The organism is Streptomyces sp. NPDC059679, assembly GCF_042734105.1.
GTDB lineage: Bacteria > Actinomycetota > Actinomycetes > Streptomycetales > Streptomycetaceae > Streptomyces.
The window spans coordinates 12,373-27,398 of sequence record NZ_JBHWES010000109.1 but is presented as its reverse complement, the minus strand read 5'-3'; the positions used below and the strand labels follow the sequence as shown (position 1 = coordinate 27,398).

Sequence of the window (15,026 nt, the reverse complement as noted above, 5' to 3'; positions counted from 1 at the left end):
GGTCACGCAGTACGGCATGACCGAGCGGCTGGGCGCGATCAAGTTCGGCTCCGACAACTCCGAGCAGCCGCCTGTGGCGGTGCGGCGGGCGGCTGCGGCGCCTGCGGCGTCTGGGCCGCGGCGGCGGGCGCCACGGGCCCCACCGGCGGTGCGGCGGGGATGGCGGGCGGAACGGCCGGAGGCGTGGCCGGGGGAGCGGCCAGCGGCGTGGTGTGGGCCGTCTGCGGCGGCGGGTTGGTCGGCGGCGGGGGCGTCGGCGGCTCGGCGGGCGCCAGCGGGTACGACGTGGCCGTCGGCGGCGTGGCCGGGGGCGCCGGAACGTTCGGCTTGGCCGGCGGGAAGGCGGGCGGGCCGACGGGCGGAGCGGTCGGCGGCGCGGGCACACCGTGCGCCAGCGGCGCGGCCGGGGTCTCCGCGTCCAGGAGCTGTACGGCGTGCCGCCCGAGCTGGGCGACGAGGCTGCCCGGCAGCCAGGGCTCGTCGGCGTCCTCCGCGTTCTCGGGTTCGGCCGTACGGGCCAGCAGCTGCTCCAGGGTCGGCCGGGCGGCCGGGTCCTTGTTCAGACAGTCGGTGACCAGGTCCCGCAGCCCCTCGGGCAGCCCGTCCAGGTCGGGCTCCTCCTGGGCGATCCGGTACATCACCGCGTGCACCCCGCTGTCGCTGGTGCCGAACGGCTGGCGGCCGATGGCCGCGAACGCGAGCACCGACCCGAGGCAGAAGATGTCGCTGGCCGGGGTGACCCGCTCGCCGCGCACCTGCTCGGGGGACATGAAGCCCGGCGAGCCGACCACGGCGCCGCTGCGGGTGAGGATGCCGTCGGTGACGGTCTCCAGGGCGCGCGCGATGCCGAAGTCGATGACGCGCGGCCCGTCGATCGTGATCAGGACGTTGGAGGGTTTGAGGTCACGGTGGATCAGGTTGACGCCGTGGATGGCCTGCAGCGCCTTGGTGAGTCCATGGCCCAGGATGCGCACCGACCGCTCGGGCAGGGCACCCGATTCGGACACGATCGAGTGCAGGGACGGCCCGGCGATATAGCCCGTGGCGACCCAGGGAGTGGCGGCCTCGGTGTCCGCGTCGAGTACGGGCGCGGTCCACTCACCCCCGACCCGCTGCGCCGCCCGCACTTCCTGCTTGAAGCGGCGCCGGAATTCGGCCTGTTGCGCGAGTTCGGTCTGTACGAGTTTCACCGCGACTGTACGGCCGCGCGGTGAATGGGCGAGGAACACCCGTCCCATACCGCCCGCCCCCAGCCGACGGATCAACCGGTACTCGCCGATCCAACGAGGGTCCTCGGGCCCCAGGTCTTCCATGCGTCGCTGTCCTTCCCCTGTTCCCCTGATCAGCCCCTGTGATCAGCCCCTGCGATCAGCCTCTGGCCAGAGAATAAAGGGGGCTGAGAGCGAAGTGGACGACGCATGGGATCCGTTATCGGTTCCGTATCTGACCGTGTCGATTCTCCGGTGCCGCACCCGGGCCGCCGATCCGTACCCTGGGCCCGACAGACCAGCGAGCGATCCCGAGCGATCCGAGGTACCGAACGTGGCCGCACAGCCCGCGCACTCCGCCCCGACCCCCGGCCCCGTGCCCGACCCCGCCACCGGTGCCGCCGTCAAGGCGGCGGACCGGGCGCATGTCTTCCACTCGTGGTCGGCCCAGGGGCTCATCGACCCCCTCGCCGTCGCGGGCGCCGAAGGCTCGTACTTCTGGGACTACGACGGAAACCGCTACCTCGACTTCTCCAGCCAGCTGGTCAACACCAACATCGGCCATCAGCACCCCAAGGTCGTCGCCGCCATCCAGGAACAGGCCGCCAGACTGTGCACGTTCGCGCCGGGCTTCGCCGTGGACGTGCGGTCCGAGGCGGCGCGGCTGGTCGCCGAGCGCACACCCGGCGACCTGGACAAGATCTTCTTCACCAACGGCGGCGCCGAGGCCGTCGAGCACGCCGTCCGCATGGCCCGGCTGCACACCGGCCGCACCAAGGTGCTGTCCACCTACCGCTCGTACCACGGCGCCACCGCCGCCGCGATCAACCTGACCGGCGATCCGCGCCGCTGGGCCTCCGACACCGCCTCGGCCGGCGTCGTCCACTTCTGGGGGCCGTTCCTCTACCGCTCGCCCTTCCACGCCACCGACGAGCGGCAGGAGTGTGAGCGCGCCCTCGCGCACCTGGAGCAGACCATCGCCTTCGAGGGCCCGCAGTCCATCGCCGCGATCATCCTGGAGACCGTCCCCGGCACCGCGGGGATCATGGTGCCGCCGCCCGGCTATCTGGCCGGGGTCCGTGAGATCTGCGACCGCTACGGCATCGTCTTCATCCTCGACGAGGTCATGGCGGGCTTCGGCCGCACCGGCCACTGGTTCGCCGCCGACCACTTCGGCGTCACCCCGGACCTGCTGACCTTCGCGAAGGGCGTCAACTCCGGCTATGTCCCGCTCGGCGGGGTCGCGATCAGCGCCGCCATCGCCGCCGACTTCGACCAGCGGCCCTACCCCGGCGGCCTCACCTACTCCGGCCACCCGCTCGCCTGCGCCTCCGCCGTCGCCACCATCAACGCGATGGCGGAAGAGGGCATCGTGGCGAACGCCGCCGCGATCGGGGAGGAGATCATCGGCCCGGGGCTGCGCGAGATCGCCGAGCGCCACGCCTGTGTGGGCGAGGTCCGCGGGCTGGGCGTGTTCTGGGCGGTCGAACTCGTCAAGGACCGGGCCACCCGCGAGCCCCTGGTCCCGTACAACGCGACCGGCCCGGCCAATCGGCCCATGGCCGACTTCGCGGCGGCCTGCAAGCGCGGCGGCCTGTGGCCGTTCGTGAACATGAACCGCACGCATGTGGTCCCGCCGTGCACCATCACCGAGGCCGAGGCCAAGGAGGGTCTGGCGATCCTGGACGAGGCCCTGTCCGCGGCCGACGCCCACACCATGCCGCGCCCGTAGGCTCAGATGGAGATCAAATAACGGTGTAGACCGCTTCACCCGCGCACTCTTCGCGTACTTCGCGCAACGCCCTCGCATATCGTGATGCGAGGGCCGTCCGCATCCGTACGACACGACGGCCGCGGAAGGAGACGGTCCTCGATGCCCGTGCCCGGCACCAGCCCGGTGAAGCGCAATACGCTGCGGCAGCAGATCGCCGACGCGCTGTGTGACGAGGTGCTGGCGGGCCGGCTTCCGGCCGGACGGCAGTTCACGGTCAAGGAGATGGCGGACCAGTACGGGGTCTCCGCCACCCCCGTCCGCGAGGCCCTGCTCGATCTGTGCGCCCAGGGGCTGCTGGACGTCGAGGAACACCGTGGCTTCAGGGTCCACGAGTTCACGTTCGAGGACTTCCGGCACATGATCAACGCCCGCAACATGGTGGTCGAGGGGCTTTTCCGGCACTCCGTCGAGGAGACCCTGCGCACCATGACCCCGCAGGCCCTGGCCTCGGTGCGGCGCCGGGCGGAGGAGGCCGAGCGCGCCGCGCGCTCCGGCGACCTCGACATACTGATCGGCTACGACCTGCGCTTCTGGCGTGAGCTCTGCGGGCTCGTCGGCAATCCGTACATCCTCGACTTCCTCCAGCGGCTGCGGGTGCAGTCCTGGGTCTTCACCGTGCCGTATCTGCGGCGCGTACCGGATCTGCGCGGGCGGCTGTGGGCCGGGCACTGCGAGCTCACCGCGGCCGTCACCCGCGGCGACGCCGAGGTCTCCGAGCGGCTGATAACCGCGTACAACGCGCACTCCGTCGCCCTGATCGAGCGCCTGGTCACCGGAGACGCCGGAGACGAGAAGGACTGAACCACCCCACCCTCACGGGGATGTGACGCAGAACACACAACCTGCCGGGGGTCCGAGGCGGTCACCCTCATGTGCTGCACACTCCGCCCGCCCGGTCCCTGGCCCTTCGGCCCGCGACCGGCACCGGCATCGACACCGACACCGTCGATCTGACTGTTGTCGTGCCCGCGTACAACGAGGAGCACCGGCTGCCCCGGACCCTCGACGCGATCTGCCGCTATCTGCGCTCCTCGCCCGGCCGCCACGCCGAGTGGGAGCTGATCGTCGTCGACGACGGGTCGAGCGACGCCACCGCGGCCGTCGTCCGCGACGCGGCGGTGACTGAGCCGCGTATCCGGCTGCTGGCCCCGCCCCCGACCCCCGCCGGGCGCGCGCGCAACCACGGGAAGGGCCATGCGCTGCGCCTGGGCGTACTCGCCTCGCGCGGGCGCCGGGTGCTGCTGACCGACGCCGACCTCGCCACCCCCATCGAGGAGTTGCCGGCGCTGCACGACCGGCTCGACGCGGGCTTCGCCGCCGCGATCGGCTCCCGCGCGCACCCCGACGCGCTGATCGAGGTCGACCAGCACCCGCTGCGGCGGCTGGCGGGACGCGCGGGAAACCGCGTGATACGCGCGGTCGTCCTGCCCGGCGTCGGCGACACCCAGTGCGGCTTCAAACTCTTCGACGGCGACCGGGCGCGCGCCGCCTTCGGGCGGTCGCGGCTGGACGGGTGGGGCATCGACGTGGAGATCCTGCGCGCCTTCCGCCGCGCGGACTGGCCGGTCGCCGAGGTGCCGGTGCGCTGGGCGCACCAGGCGGGCTCCAAGATCCGTCCGCTGGACTACGGCCGGGTGCTGCTGGAGCTGCTGCGGCTGTGGCGGCGGGGCGTACGGGAGCGGCTGCGCGCGGGCGACATGGCCGTGCTCCTCGGCTATCTGCTGCTGTCGGTGCTGCTCTACAAGGGGCTGTGGGCGGACGTCGGCCACCGCTATCTCGTCGACAGCGGGCAGGACCAGAACCAGTGGGAGTGGTTCTTCGCGGTCACCGCCGACAAGATCTTCGGGGGATCCGGGCTCGGCGACCCGTTCTTCACCCAGCTCCAGAACACCCCGCTCGGGGTCAACCTGATGGCCAACACCGCCATGCTCGGCCTCGGCGTCCCGCTCGCGCCCGTCACCGCGCTCTTCGGCCCGGGGGCGACCTGGGCGCTGGTGCTGACCTGCGGGCTGGCCGGGACCGCGGGCGCCTGGTACTGGCTGCTGCGCAAGCGGTTCGTACGGGCGCGCCGGGCCGCCGCGCTCGGCGGCGCCCTGTGCGCCTTCGCCCCGCCGATGGTCTCCCACGCCAACGCGCACCCCAACTTCGCGGTGCTGTTCATGATGCCGCTGATCATCGACCGGCTGCTGCGGCTGTGCGCGGGCACCCGCGTCGGACGTGACGGGGTCGTCCTCGGCCTCCTCCTCACCTACCAGGTCTTCCTCGGCGAGGAGGCGCTGCTGCTCGCCGCCGTGGGCCTCGTCCTCTTCGCGGTCGGCTACACGGCCGTACGCCCGGCGCAGGCGCGCTCGGCGGTGCGCCCGCTGGCCCGGGGGCTGGCCTTCGCCGCCGCGGTGTGCGTACCGCTGCTCGCGTATCCGCTGCTGTGGCAGTTCTTCGGCGCCCAGAGCTATCACAGCGTGCTGCACGGCCCGGTCGGCAACTCACCGCGTGCGTTCTGGGAGTTCGCGGGCCGCTCGCTGGCCGGGCACGAGGCCACCGCCGACGCGCTGGCGATCAACCGCACCGAGCAGAACGCCTTCTTCGGCTGGCCGCTGCTCGTCCTGACCGCCGCCGTGGTGGTGTGGCTGTGGCGGGATCCGCGGGTGCGGGCGCTCGGGTGGATGGCGTTCGCGGCATCCGTGCTCTCCCTCGGGCGTACGATCCCCGTGCCCTGGACGGGGATCGTGCTGCCGGGGCCGTGGCGGGCGCTCGCCGATCAGCCGCTGTTCGAGTCGGTCATCGAGTCGCGGGTGGCGATGGCGGCGGTGCCCGCGCTCGGCATCCTGCTGGCCCTGGCCTGCGACCAACTGTGCGCGCTGGCGCGGGAGCCGGGCGCGGGGGCGCCGGGCACCGACAAGGCCGGTGAGCCGGACGGCATCGACTGGGCGCTGCGGATCGCCGGATGGGCCGCCGTCACCGCCGCCCTGCTGCCCCTCGCGCCCACGCCGTTCACCACCGCCGACCGCGTCCCCGTCCCGCCCTTCATCGCGGACGGCACCTGGCGCGCCCACGTCCCCAAGGGCCACTCCCTCGTCCCCGTACCGCTGCCCAGCCCCGGAAACGCCGAGCCCCTGCACTGGCAGACCGCCGCGGGACTCGGCTTCCCGCTCCCCGGCGGCTACTTCAACGGCCCCGGCGGCCCCGACCGGAGGGGCATCTACGGCCCGCAATACCGCTATACCTCCGCCCTCCTGGAGGAGGTCCACCGCACCGGACGGGTCCCGCACATCGGCCAGAAGCAGCGCCGCGCCGTCCGCGCCGACCTCGACTTCTGGCGCGCGGGCGCGGTTGTGCTGGCCCCGCAACCGGGGGACGAGGCGCTGCGTGTCACCTTGGAGCGGCTGTTGGGGTGGCAGGGGGAGTGGATCGGGGGCGTGTGGGTGTGGGAAGTGCACGGAGGAACATGAGCCGCACGGCCGGGGGCCGGGCGTCCGGGGACAGGGCGGAGGCCGAGGGGGCGTACACCGCGTACGTCTCCGCGCGGCTGCCCGCGCTCCGCCGCATCGCGCATCTGCTCTGCAAGGACCCGCACCGCGCCGACGACGTCGTCCAGACCGCTCTGACCAAGCTGTACGTCCACTGGAACCGCGCCCGCGCCGCCGACGACCTGGACCGCTACGTCCACACGATCCTCGTCCGCTGCTTCCTCAACGAGCAGCGCCTCGGCTGGGCCCGGGTCGTCCGGCTCTCGGGCGCGCCGCACGAGACGCCGGGGCTGCCGCCGGTCGCGGGCGTACCGGACATCGAGACGCGTACGGTCGTGCACACCGCGCTCTCACGCATCCCGGCGCGCCAACGTGCCGTGCTGGTGCTGCGTTTCCTGTGCGATCTGCCGGTGGCCGAGGTGGCGGCGGTCCTCGGCTGTTCCGAAGGGAACGTGAAGAGCCAGACCGCCCGGGGCCTGGCCCGGCTGCGCGCCCAACTCGGCGGTCAGCCGATTGTTCCGATGCCACCTGTGGGGAAGGAGTAGCCGCCATGCGGGACGACGAGCTGGAACGGGAGGCCGCACGGCTGCTCTCCCCGCTGCGCGGGCTTGAACCGGGCCCCGAGGCGCCGGGGGTGGACGTGGCCCGGGCCGTACGGCACGGCCGGCGGCGGGTGCGGGCGCGCCGGGCGGTGCTGCCCGTGGCCGCGGGGCTGGTCGTCGCCCTGGTGGCCGTGGCGCTGGCCCTGGTCGTACAGATACTGCCCGGCCGCGGCGCCCCGCCCGCGGGCCCGGGCCCGACCCGCACCGTGCCGACGACGACCTTGGAGCAGAGCCCGACGCCGTCGCCCACCGAGCCGACCGACCCCACCGGGGCATCGTCCGCGTCGCAGAGCGGATCGCCGAGCGGACCGGAGTACGTGCCGACCACGGAGCCGCCGAGCGGGTCGCCCACCGGGTCGCCCAGCGGATCGCCGGCCGCCCCGACGGATACGTCGGACCTGGCGTCGGGCACACCGTCGGGCGCGGACAGGGGCGCGTTCACGTCACCGGCGAGCCCGTCCGGGACGACATTCGCCACCACCGCGCCCCCCTGACGTACAGGGCCCTTCGCGCGGCGTACGGGGAGCATTACGCTGGGCCGACCACCGACCGTACGGATACGAGAGTGAGATCGCGTGGCATGTGACCTCTGGCTGGTCCCCCTCGTCGATGTGCTGTGTCACAGCCCCGACAACCCCTTCGCGGAGGAGATCTCCGCGTACGACAAGGCGCTCGGTGACGCCGGACTGCCGCCCGTGCCCGTCTTCGGCTATATGCCGGGCCTGTCCGGGGACGTCGCCCCGGTCGCGGCCTTCGACTACGACGCCCTGCACTTGCTGCGCCGCGCCTATCTGCTGCAGGTCTGCGGGCTGGCCGTCACGCCGGTGGACGAACTCGGCGGGGACTACGAACAGTTGCTGGAGATGTTCGAGCCCACGGCCCAGCAGTCGCATCTGGTGTGGCACTACGACCACGCCGGCGCCTATGTCCCCGTCGACTTCGAACGCCCGCTGTCCAACGACGAACTCCTCGAAGGCGGTGGCCCTCTGGGGTCGAGCCACGGCCTGCTGAGAGAGCTGGAGACGGTCGCCCCGGGCCTCGGCATCGACCCCGCCAACCCCCCGGCCACCCCCGCACCCCCGGCCCGCCCCACCACTCTGGAGGAACCGGCGGCGCCGATCCCGTACGAGGACAGTCCCTTCGCCCGTGAGCGCCATGTCTGGCTGGGCCTCCACGCGGCGGCGACGCGCAGCCTGGGCCAGGGCTCGATGATCGTCTTCAGCTAGGCCCACCCGTCCCCGTGCCGGTCCCGCCCACCGGCGGACCGGCACGGAGATGATCCATCGGCCCCCTTTATTTGATTGCTCCGCGCTCATGCGCCCTTTACGTTGGCGCGATGTCCGAGCTGCGCACCGACCGTCTTGTGCTCCGCGGGTGGCGGGAATCCGACCTCGCGCCGTGGGCCGCCATGAATGCCGATCCCGAAGTCCGCGAGTACTTCCCGGGCACCCTCACCCGTGAGCAGAGCGAGGCGTCGGTGGCCCACTTCCAAGCCGACCTCGACCAGCGGGGCTGGGGGTGGTGGGCGGTGGAGGTGAAGGCCACCGGTGCGTTCATCGGGTTCACCGGGCTCGATCCGGTGGAGGAGGACATGCCGTTCACCGGAGTGGAGGTCGGCTGGCGGCTGGCCCGCCCGCACTGGGGGCACGGCTACGCCACCGAGGCAGCCCTCGCGGCGCTGGACCACGGCTTCGGAAGCGTCGGCCTCACCGAGATCCTCGCGATCACGACGGCCACCAACCTCCGTTCGCAGGCGGTGATGCGCCGCCTCGGTATGACCCGCGACCCGGCCGACGACTTCGACGACATGACCGTGCCCGAGGGTCCGCTGCGCCGGAGCGTGGTGTACCGGCTCCAGGGCGTCGATCACCGGTCGGCGGTGCGCGGTTGAGCGGGCGTGATCCTCGCCGCGCCGGCGGGCGAGCCGTCCTCGCTCGCCCGAAGCCACCTCCTGGACACGCTGTGCCATCTGGTCAGCGCCAAGCGCCGGCGGAAGGGCTGAAGGCAGGGCCCAGCCCTGGCGGGGCGGCTCCGCCTTACCGGGGCGGCTCCGGCGGGCGCTGGCGCGGCATGTTGGGGCGGGCGGTGGGCGGCATCGGGAGGCGGTTCGCGGGGCCTCCGCCCTCCGGGCGGGAGCCCTGGGCGACCAGGGCCTGAGTGAACAGGGGTGCCGAGCCGGAGCCGAAGTCCACCATCCAGCCCGCGGTTTCGGTCCGTACCAGCTCCGACACGTCCTCACAGAAGCGGCGCAGCACGGCCAGGCAGCGCTCCACGGCCTCGGCCGCGGTGCCCTCGGTCGGGCCGAGCACTTCGCGTACGCTCTCCGACGCCCAGTCGAACTGCAGCGCCTCCAGCCGCCGCTGTACGGCCTGCGCGGTCGCCACGTCCCGCATCCACCCCGACGTCAGCCCGAAGAACCGGTCGCACGCCACACACGCGGCGGCGATCAGCAGCACCAGACAGCCCCAGGCCGCCCCGTCGCCCAGCACCCCGTTCAGATCCAGCAGCGGCAGCGACGCCCCCACGACCCCCAGCACCGCGGCCCCCACGCGCAGCGCCCGCGCGGTCCGCCGCTTCCACACCCGGTCCGCGAGATACCACTCCGAGACCTGCAGCGCGCCTTCCTCAACCCACCGGTACAGCTCGTCAAGGCGCTCGGCGGGCTCGCCCCAGTCGCCGTGCGGGAAGGGCCGACCGAGCAGGTCCCCCTGCTTCTTCGTGCCCTCCTGCCGAGGAAGCCCCTCGGGTTGCATCTCCGGCTGACTCACCCGTGGCACTCCCTCTGCGCTGCATGTACTCGCTGCGTCTCTCTTGGCGCGCGGCTGATGCGCAACCACCTTACCTACCGCCGAACGGCTGGCCACACGGCCGAGATCGCAAGATAACCGCCCGTACGAGATGCGTCATCCGATAAAAGAGCCGCCCGCCACCTCACCCGAAAGGGTGCCGGAGGTGACGGGCGGCGGTCTCACCCCAGCGACCGGCCGGCGACGTACGCCGCATGCTCCTCGAACCGCCTCCGGGCATCCGGGGTCAGACTGGCCAGCGCGACCATGGCGGTCAGGATCACATCGCACAACTCCCGTTCCACGTCGGCCCAGGTGTGGCTGGCGCCCTTGCGCGGATTGCCGCCCATGACGCCGTGCATCGCCTCGGCGACCTCCCCGGCCTCCTCGCTGATCTTCAGTACCCGCAGCAGCCGCGCGACCTCCGGCGACATGGCTGCGCTCTCCGCGTCCAGCCATGCGACGAGGCGCTGGACGGTGTCCCAGGTGTGTTCCATGGCGGGCGAAGGTACCGGGTCAGCCGTTCAAGGTCAGCAGCACTTCCTCGATCTCCTCGCCCCGTGCGTTCGCGAAACCGCGCTCCTTGCCGGTCAGCACGAATCCGCACTTCTCCAGGACCCGGATGGAGCCGCCGTTGTCCGCCGCCGCCCGGGCGTGCAGCGGCCGCTCCGGCACGACGGCCAGCAGCTCTCGCAGGGCGGCGGTAGCCGCTCCACGTCCCCAGTGCTGCCGTCCGGTCCAGTACGTGACCTCGCGCTCCTCGGGCGGGCCGAACACGGCGGCGTGCCCGACGATCTCACCGCTCTCGCCGACGACGGTGCGCAGCACGACCGCCGGGTCCTGGCGGATTCGCGCCCAGTGGGCGTCGAAAGCGGCCCGATCCGAGGGGTCCTTGGCGGTGAAGGCCGCCATGTGAATGCCCTCGGGCTCATTGCTCTGAGCCCAGAAGACGGGGAGGTCACTGTCTCTCACATCGCGCAGGGTTATCCGCATCACGGCATCTCCTTCTGGTTGCAACCGACTTCCCGGGCCACGCGCTCCAGCCGGCCCCGGTACTCCTCCCACCACGACTGCTCGCCCGGCGGCATGTTCTCGTTGCCGGCCCGCAGTCCGACGGACCCGTCGATGAGCTCCCGGACGATATCGGCGTGCCCGGCGTGCCGCTGAAGGTCGGCGATCACATGCACAAGGATCTGCTGCAGCGTCACCTCGCGCCGCTCCTCCGGCCACCAGGGCACCTGGCCGCTCGCGTCGAGCGGTAGTGCCTCGATCGTGGCGTCCGCGTGGGTCCATACGCGCTGGTACAGCCCGACGATGTCCTCGCGCGACTCGTCGGCGGTCGCCCACATGTCCGCGTTGGGCTCGGCATCCTCCGCCATCCAGGGCAGCGGCTCGTCGTACGGCCGTCCGAAGACATCGCCGAAGTAGCCCACCTCCACTCCCGCGGAGTGCTTGACCAGCCCCAGGAGGTTGGTGCCCGTCGGCGTCAGCGGGCGTCGGATGTCGTACTCCGAGAGTCCGTCGAGCTTCCACAGCAGGGCTTCGCGGGCGCTGCCCAGGTAGCGGCGGAGATGGGTCTTCGCATTCGGTTCCGGCATGGTGGGCAGTGTCGCAGGCGGCACTGACAGCGCGGGTTCTCCGGCCGGCGACCGACGTCCTATCGGTCGGCGGCCGCCGCTGTCATCCACGTTCGCGCAGATACGCCTCCAGCTCGGCCGCCCCGGCCAGCATCGCCCGCCCGCGGGCGGACAGCCGGCCGTGCCAGTCGCGCAGCGCGGCCTCCAGCGGCTCCAGCCCACCGGCCGCCCGCACCTGGGCGATCAGTGGGGCGATCTGTTCCAGCAGGTAGCCGCCCCGCCGGAGCTGGTGGGTGAGGCGGGCGTCCCGTACGGCGGCCTCGTCGTAGACGCGGTACCCGGTCAGCGGGTCGCGGGGCGGGCGGACCAGCCCGGCGCGCTCCCATTTGCGCAGCGTCGCGGGCCGGAGGCCGAGTTCTTCGGCCAGCGGCCCGATGAACGTGCCACCGGGCCCGGACGCCGTCGGGTCGGGCGTTGGTGTCGTGGGTGCCAGGTCGCGGAGGGCGCTCTCCACGGCCTGGAGGGTCCGCCGGTCGTCGAGCAGTTGGGCGTGGCTCTCGTCGATGAGGCGGAACGCCTCGTCGACCGCGCCCTCGTTCACCGCCCGCATGATCGACGTCGCCGTGTGGTGGCCGTGGCCGGGCACCAGGGCGAGGAACGCGTCCAGGGCCCGCGCGTGCAGCGGCATGTAGGTGCGGTAGCCGTGGGGTGTGCGATCGGCGGCCGGAAGGATGCCGGCCTCCTCGTAGTTTCTGATCGCCTGCGTGGACAGTCCGTGCCCGCGTGCCAGGTCAACGGGCCTGAGCCGTTCGCCGTTTTGAAGGTTTCGTCCCATGAGCCTGCCGATATCGCGGAAAAGTTTCAAACGGAAGTTCAACGATACCGTTTAAGTCATGGCTACCGACATCAAGGACACCACCCATGCCGTCGAGGCCGAAGCCGTCATGAGGCTGTTTCCGGCCCGGCCCCGGCTGCTCGCCCTGGGCGAGCCCACCCACGGCGAGGACACACTGCTCGAAGTGCGCAACGACCTCTTCCGCCAACTCGTCGAGCGGGAGGGCTACCGGACGATCGCGATCGAGAGCGACTGCGTGATGGGCCTGGTCGTGGACGACTACGTCACCTTCGGCACGGGCACCCTCGACGACGTAATGGAGCGCGGATTCAGCCACGGGTGGGGCGCGTCCGCGGCCAACCGCGAACTCGTCCGCTGGATACGGGAGTACAACGACGGCCGGCCCGAGCCCGATCGGCTGCGCTTCGCCGGTATCGACGGCCAGCTGGAGATCAGCGGCGCCGCGAGTCCCCGGCAGGCCCTCACCGCACTCCACGGCTACCTCACGGCCCACGTGGCCGCGGATCTGCTCCCCTGCACCGCGGAAACCCTCGACCGCCTGCTCGGCGCCGACGACCAGTGGACCAACCCCGACGCGATGATGGACCCGGCCCAGTCCGTGGGACAGTCGGCCGAGGCAAGGGAGTTGCGGCTGCTCGCCGACGATCTGGTGGCGCTGTTCGACGAGCAGACGCCGCACCTGATCACGGCGACCTCGCGGGAAGCATGGGACCGGGTCCGCCTGTACGGGCGCGCCGCCACCGGTCTGCTGCGCTACCACTACTGGATGGCCGACACCTCACAGGCCCGTATGACCCGGCTGTGCGCGCTGCGGGACCGGATGATGGCCGACAACCTCCTCGCCGTCGTCGAACGGGGCCCGGTACTCATCCACGCCCACAACTCCCATCTCCAGCGGGAGAAGAGCAGGATGCAGATGTGGCAGGGGCCGGTGGAGTGGTGGAGCGCCGGTGCGCTGGTGAGCGCCCACCTGGGCGAGGGGTACGCCTTCGTGGCCACGGCGCTCGGCACGATCCGGCACCAGGGTGTGGACACCCCGCCCCCGGACACCCTCGAAGGGCTCCTGTACGCCCTCCCGGAGGACCGCTACCTCATCGACGCGCCCCAGCTGGCCACTTCCCTCGCCGACCCGCGGCCCGCCGCCCGCGTCTCCCCCTGGTTCGGCTACGCCCCCCTCGACCCGGCCCGCCTGGCCGACTACGACGGGATCGTGTTCGTCAAGGACGTCCCCTCAGATCGCTGAGGAGGTCGAGAAGGTCGTCGAGGGCCTTGTTGAGGGCTTCGGAGTTGGCAGGGGTGAACCACGTGGTGCGGATGCGTTCGTTGCTTCCGTTCGGGGTCTCGTGGTCGGCCGCGAGCTGGTGCAGTGAGCGGGTCTCGTCGCTCAGGGAGCGGCCGACCCCCTGGAAGAGGCCGCGAATGTAGTGGTCCGCGTCGTCGGGGGCGATGCCGTGGCCGACGGCCCACGACGTGAGTGCGGCGAGGTACGCGTAGTGGGTGGTCAGCGTTCCCGTCAGCGCGGAGAACACGTTGAAGGCCGCCTCGTCCGCGACCGGGAGCGCCCCGCCCAGGTCCTCGAAGAGGGAATCCACCACCGGGTGCGACGGGCATGTCACCGTGACGGAGCGGCGTTCGCGTATGGCGGGCAGGGGGATGGCGCGTACGAGCGGGGCGTCGGTGGCCAGTGTCCGGCGCAGGTCGTCGTTGCCGACGCCGGCCATGACGTTCACCACGATCTTGTCATCGGCCACCCGCAGGCCGGCGAGCGCTTCGTGCCGGTCCTGGCGGCGTACGGCGATGAGCACGATCTCGGAGCGGTCCACCACCTGCTGGTTGTCGGCGCACACCCGCACGTTCTCGTAGCGCTCGGACAGTTCCGCGGCCGTACGGGCTCCCCGGGGAGAGAGGAACACCTCCGGCGGCCCGTCGGCCCCTTCCGCCCCGTCGCACAGGCCCATCACGATGGCCCGGCCGATCTCGCCCACTCCGATGATGCCGATGCGCTTCACTGCGTCCGCCTCCACGGTGGTTGTGGTGTTCGCTCAGGGTCGAGCCTGGTCCCAGGGGGTGCTGGTGCGGAAGTAGGTGTCGTAGGCTCCTGGACCTCCAGCAGGCTCTCTGGCGGCACCTTCCCGTAAGCGATGCGCTCCAGATGGCGGAAGTACTCGAACCGCTGGACGCCGGGGGTGATGACGATGAGGATGTCGGCGTTGTGCCCCGGAGCGGCGGCGAAGGCGTGTGCGAAGCCGAGCAGGGCGAGGCCGATCACGCCCGAGGTGAGGGCAGGGCGCTTGGGGGTTACGGCGGTCACCTTCAGCAGAGAGACGTGCTTGTCGAGGCTGTCGAACCTGCAGAACCGGTCCCCGGTCCGCAGGGAGGTACCCGATGGCCCCCCGCCGCCGTTCAGCCTGCTCCTGTACGTAACGACCGGCATATCCGAACCGAGCCCAATGGTGCCGGGGGTGCAGCTATGGGCCTTGGCCACGTCGTCGGACACGGTGAAGGGCTGGTTCTCGTAGACCTTGTCACCGGGCTGCGCCGGCGCGCGCACCCGCGGTCTTCCGGCCCGGCCCACAGGGTCGCCGACAACGTCAGCTCCCCGACGGGGGATCCGCCGCGCGGTGGCGAGCTGGTCAGCCCAGCGGTGCGCTGGGCTGGAGGCGCGCGAGCGCGGCGAACGGGCCGGCGACCGCTGGACGGCATGGTCCGGACGCCGCGTGCGGGCATCGTCTCGCGCCTTCGGCGCAAAGCGGCCG

General features: G+C 72.0%; 15 protein-coding genes and 1 pseudogene. 8 read left to right on the top strand and 8 right to left on the bottom strand.

Annotated features, from left to right (window positions below; translation table 11 throughout):
- Positions 1-38: 38 nt before the first annotated feature.
- A complete protein-coding gene (locus tag ACFV2X_RS52540) occupies positions 39-1,313 on the bottom strand; it encodes a serine/threonine-protein kinase (protein ID WP_385630697.1) in 1,275 nt (424 codons plus the stop codon).
- A 229-nt stretch (positions 1,314-1,542) separates the two neighbouring features.
- Here ACFV2X_RS52540 and ACFV2X_RS52535 point away from each other — a divergent pair, with 229 nt between their 5' ends.
- The 7 genes from ACFV2X_RS52535 to ACFV2X_RS52505 all read left to right on the top strand — a co-directional run bounded on the left by ACFV2X_RS52535 (position 1,543) and on the right by ACFV2X_RS52505 (position 8,942).
- Positions 1,543-2,940, top strand: coding sequence for an aspartate aminotransferase family protein (locus ACFV2X_RS52535; protein ID WP_385630694.1), 1,398 nt, complete (start codon positions 1,543-1,545; stop codon positions 2,938-2,940).
- A 141-nt stretch (positions 2,941-3,081) separates the two neighbouring features.
- Positions 3,082-3,783 carry a GntR family transcriptional regulator gene (locus ACFV2X_RS52530; RefSeq protein WP_385630692.1) on the top strand — a complete coding sequence of 234 codons (702 nt, stop codon included), beginning with the start codon at positions 3,082-3,084 and terminating at the stop codon, positions 3,781-3,783.
- A 71-nt stretch (positions 3,784-3,854) separates the two neighbouring features.
- Entirely contained in the window at positions 3,855-6,431 is a 2,577-nt protein-coding gene (locus ACFV2X_RS52525; RefSeq protein ID WP_385630691.1) for a glycosyltransferase, read from the top strand.
- Complete coding sequence (locus ACFV2X_RS52520) at positions 6,428-6,994, top strand: SigE family RNA polymerase sigma factor (protein WP_385630689.1); 567 nt, start codon at positions 6,428-6,430, stop codon at positions 6,992-6,994. The genes ACFV2X_RS52525 and ACFV2X_RS52520 overlap by 4 nt, the downstream gene beginning before the upstream one ends.
- Before the next feature lie 5 nt (positions 6,995-6,999).
- Positions 7,000-7,545 carry a hypothetical protein gene (locus tag ACFV2X_RS52515; RefSeq protein WP_385630686.1) on the top strand — a complete coding sequence of 182 codons (546 nt, stop codon included), beginning with the start codon at positions 7,000-7,002 and terminating at the stop codon, positions 7,543-7,545.
- An 81-nt stretch (positions 7,546-7,626) separates the two neighbouring features.
- Positions 7,627-8,277 carry a hypothetical protein gene (locus ACFV2X_RS52510; RefSeq protein WP_385630683.1) on the top strand — a complete coding sequence of 217 codons (651 nt, stop codon included), beginning with the start codon at positions 7,627-7,629 and terminating at the stop codon, positions 8,275-8,277.
- 110 nt (positions 8,278-8,387) lie between these two features.
- On the top strand, positions 8,388-8,942 hold the full coding sequence (locus ACFV2X_RS52505) for a GNAT family N-acetyltransferase (RefSeq protein ID WP_385630680.1): 555 nt from the start codon (positions 8,388-8,390) through the stop codon (positions 8,940-8,942).
- A gap of 145 nt (positions 8,943-9,087) precedes the next feature.
- Here ACFV2X_RS52505 and ACFV2X_RS52500 read toward each other — a convergent pair whose 3' ends face one another.
- The 5 genes from ACFV2X_RS52500 to ACFV2X_RS52480 all read right to left on the bottom strand — a co-directional run bounded on the left by ACFV2X_RS52500 (position 9,088) and on the right by ACFV2X_RS52480 (position 12,249).
- A complete protein-coding gene (locus ACFV2X_RS52500) occupies positions 9,088-9,819 on the bottom strand; it encodes an SLATT domain-containing protein (protein WP_385630677.1) in 732 nt (243 codons plus the stop codon).
- A 200-nt stretch (positions 9,820-10,019) separates the two neighbouring features.
- Positions 10,020-10,334 carry a MazG-like family protein gene (locus ACFV2X_RS52495; RefSeq protein WP_385630674.1) on the bottom strand — a complete coding sequence of 105 codons (315 nt, stop codon included), beginning with the start codon at positions 10,332-10,334 and terminating at the stop codon, positions 10,020-10,022.
- A gap of 19 nt (positions 10,335-10,353) precedes the next feature.
- Positions 10,354-10,830 carry a GNAT family N-acetyltransferase gene (locus ACFV2X_RS52490; protein WP_385630706.1) on the bottom strand — a complete coding sequence of 159 codons (477 nt, stop codon included), beginning with the start codon at positions 10,828-10,830 and terminating at the stop codon, positions 10,354-10,356.
- The gene (locus tag ACFV2X_RS52485) at positions 10,830-11,435 is read right to left on the bottom strand and encodes a DinB family protein (protein WP_385630671.1); all 606 of its coding nucleotides are present in this window, start codon (positions 11,433-11,435) and stop codon (positions 10,830-10,832) included. The genes ACFV2X_RS52490 and ACFV2X_RS52485 overlap by 1 nt, the downstream gene beginning before the upstream one ends.
- An 82-nt stretch (positions 11,436-11,517) precedes the next feature.
- Positions 11,518-12,249 (bottom strand): TioE family transcriptional regulator, encoded by a 732-nt coding sequence (locus tag ACFV2X_RS52480; RefSeq protein ID WP_385630668.1) that lies wholly within the window; start codon positions 12,247-12,249, stop codon positions 11,518-11,520.
- A gap of 58 nt (positions 12,250-12,307) precedes the next feature.
- On the opposite strand from ACFV2X_RS52480, the gene ACFV2X_RS52475 reads away from it, so the two are divergent.
- Positions 12,308-13,513 (top strand): erythromycin esterase family protein, encoded by a 1,206-nt coding sequence (locus ACFV2X_RS52475; protein ID WP_385630665.1) that lies wholly within the window; start codon positions 12,308-12,310, stop codon positions 13,511-13,513.
- Here the strand turns inward: ACFV2X_RS52475 and ACFV2X_RS52470 are convergent.
- Both ACFV2X_RS52470 and ACFV2X_RS52465 read right to left on the bottom strand, forming a co-directional pair.
- Positions 13,488-14,294 carry an NAD(P)-binding domain-containing protein gene (locus tag ACFV2X_RS52470; protein WP_385630662.1) on the bottom strand — a complete coding sequence of 269 codons (807 nt, stop codon included), beginning with the start codon at positions 14,292-14,294 and terminating at the stop codon, positions 13,488-13,490. The two genes, ACFV2X_RS52475 and ACFV2X_RS52470, sit on opposite strands and share 26 nt — an antisense overlap.
- 18 nt (positions 14,295-14,312) lie before the next feature.
- Positions 14,313-14,518, bottom strand: a pseudogene (locus ACFV2X_RS52465) (cupin); the annotation flags it as partial.
- Positions 14,519-15,026 lie beyond the last annotated feature (508 nt).

Coding starts and splice junctions, on each gene's coding strand:
- ACFV2X_RS52485 (WP_385630671.1), bottom strand. CDS start 11,435: ATGCCGGAACCGAATGCGAAGACCCATCTCCGCCGCTACCTGGGCAGC.
- ACFV2X_RS52520 (WP_385630689.1), top strand. CDS start 6,428: ATGAGCCGCACGGCCGGGGGCCGGGCGTCCGGGGACAGGGCGGAGGCC.
- ACFV2X_RS52505 (WP_385630680.1), top strand. CDS start 8,388: ATGTCCGAGCTGCGCACCGACCGTCTTGTGCTCCGCGGGTGGCGGGAA.
- ACFV2X_RS52495 (WP_385630674.1), bottom strand. CDS start 10,334: ATGGAACACACCTGGGACACCGTCCAGCGCCTCGTCGCATGGCTGGAC.
- ACFV2X_RS52540 (WP_385630697.1), bottom strand. CDS start 1,313: ATGGAAGACCTGGGGCCCGAGGACCCTCGTTGGATCGGCGAGTACCGG.
- ACFV2X_RS52490 (WP_385630706.1), bottom strand. CDS start 10,830: ATGCGGATAACCCTGCGCGATGTGAGAGACAGTGACCTCCCCGTCTTC.
- ACFV2X_RS52475 (WP_385630665.1), top strand. CDS start 12,308: ATGGCTACCGACATCAAGGACACCACCCATGCCGTCGAGGCCGAAGCC.
- ACFV2X_RS52515 (WP_385630686.1), top strand. CDS start 7,000: ATGCGGGACGACGAGCTGGAACGGGAGGCCGCACGGCTGCTCTCCCCG.
- ACFV2X_RS52480 (WP_385630668.1), bottom strand. CDS start 12,249: ATGGGACGAAACCTTCAAAACGGCGAACGGCTCAGGCCCGTTGACCTG.
- ACFV2X_RS52530 (WP_385630692.1), top strand. CDS start 3,082: ATGCCCGTGCCCGGCACCAGCCCGGTGAAGCGCAATACGCTGCGGCAG.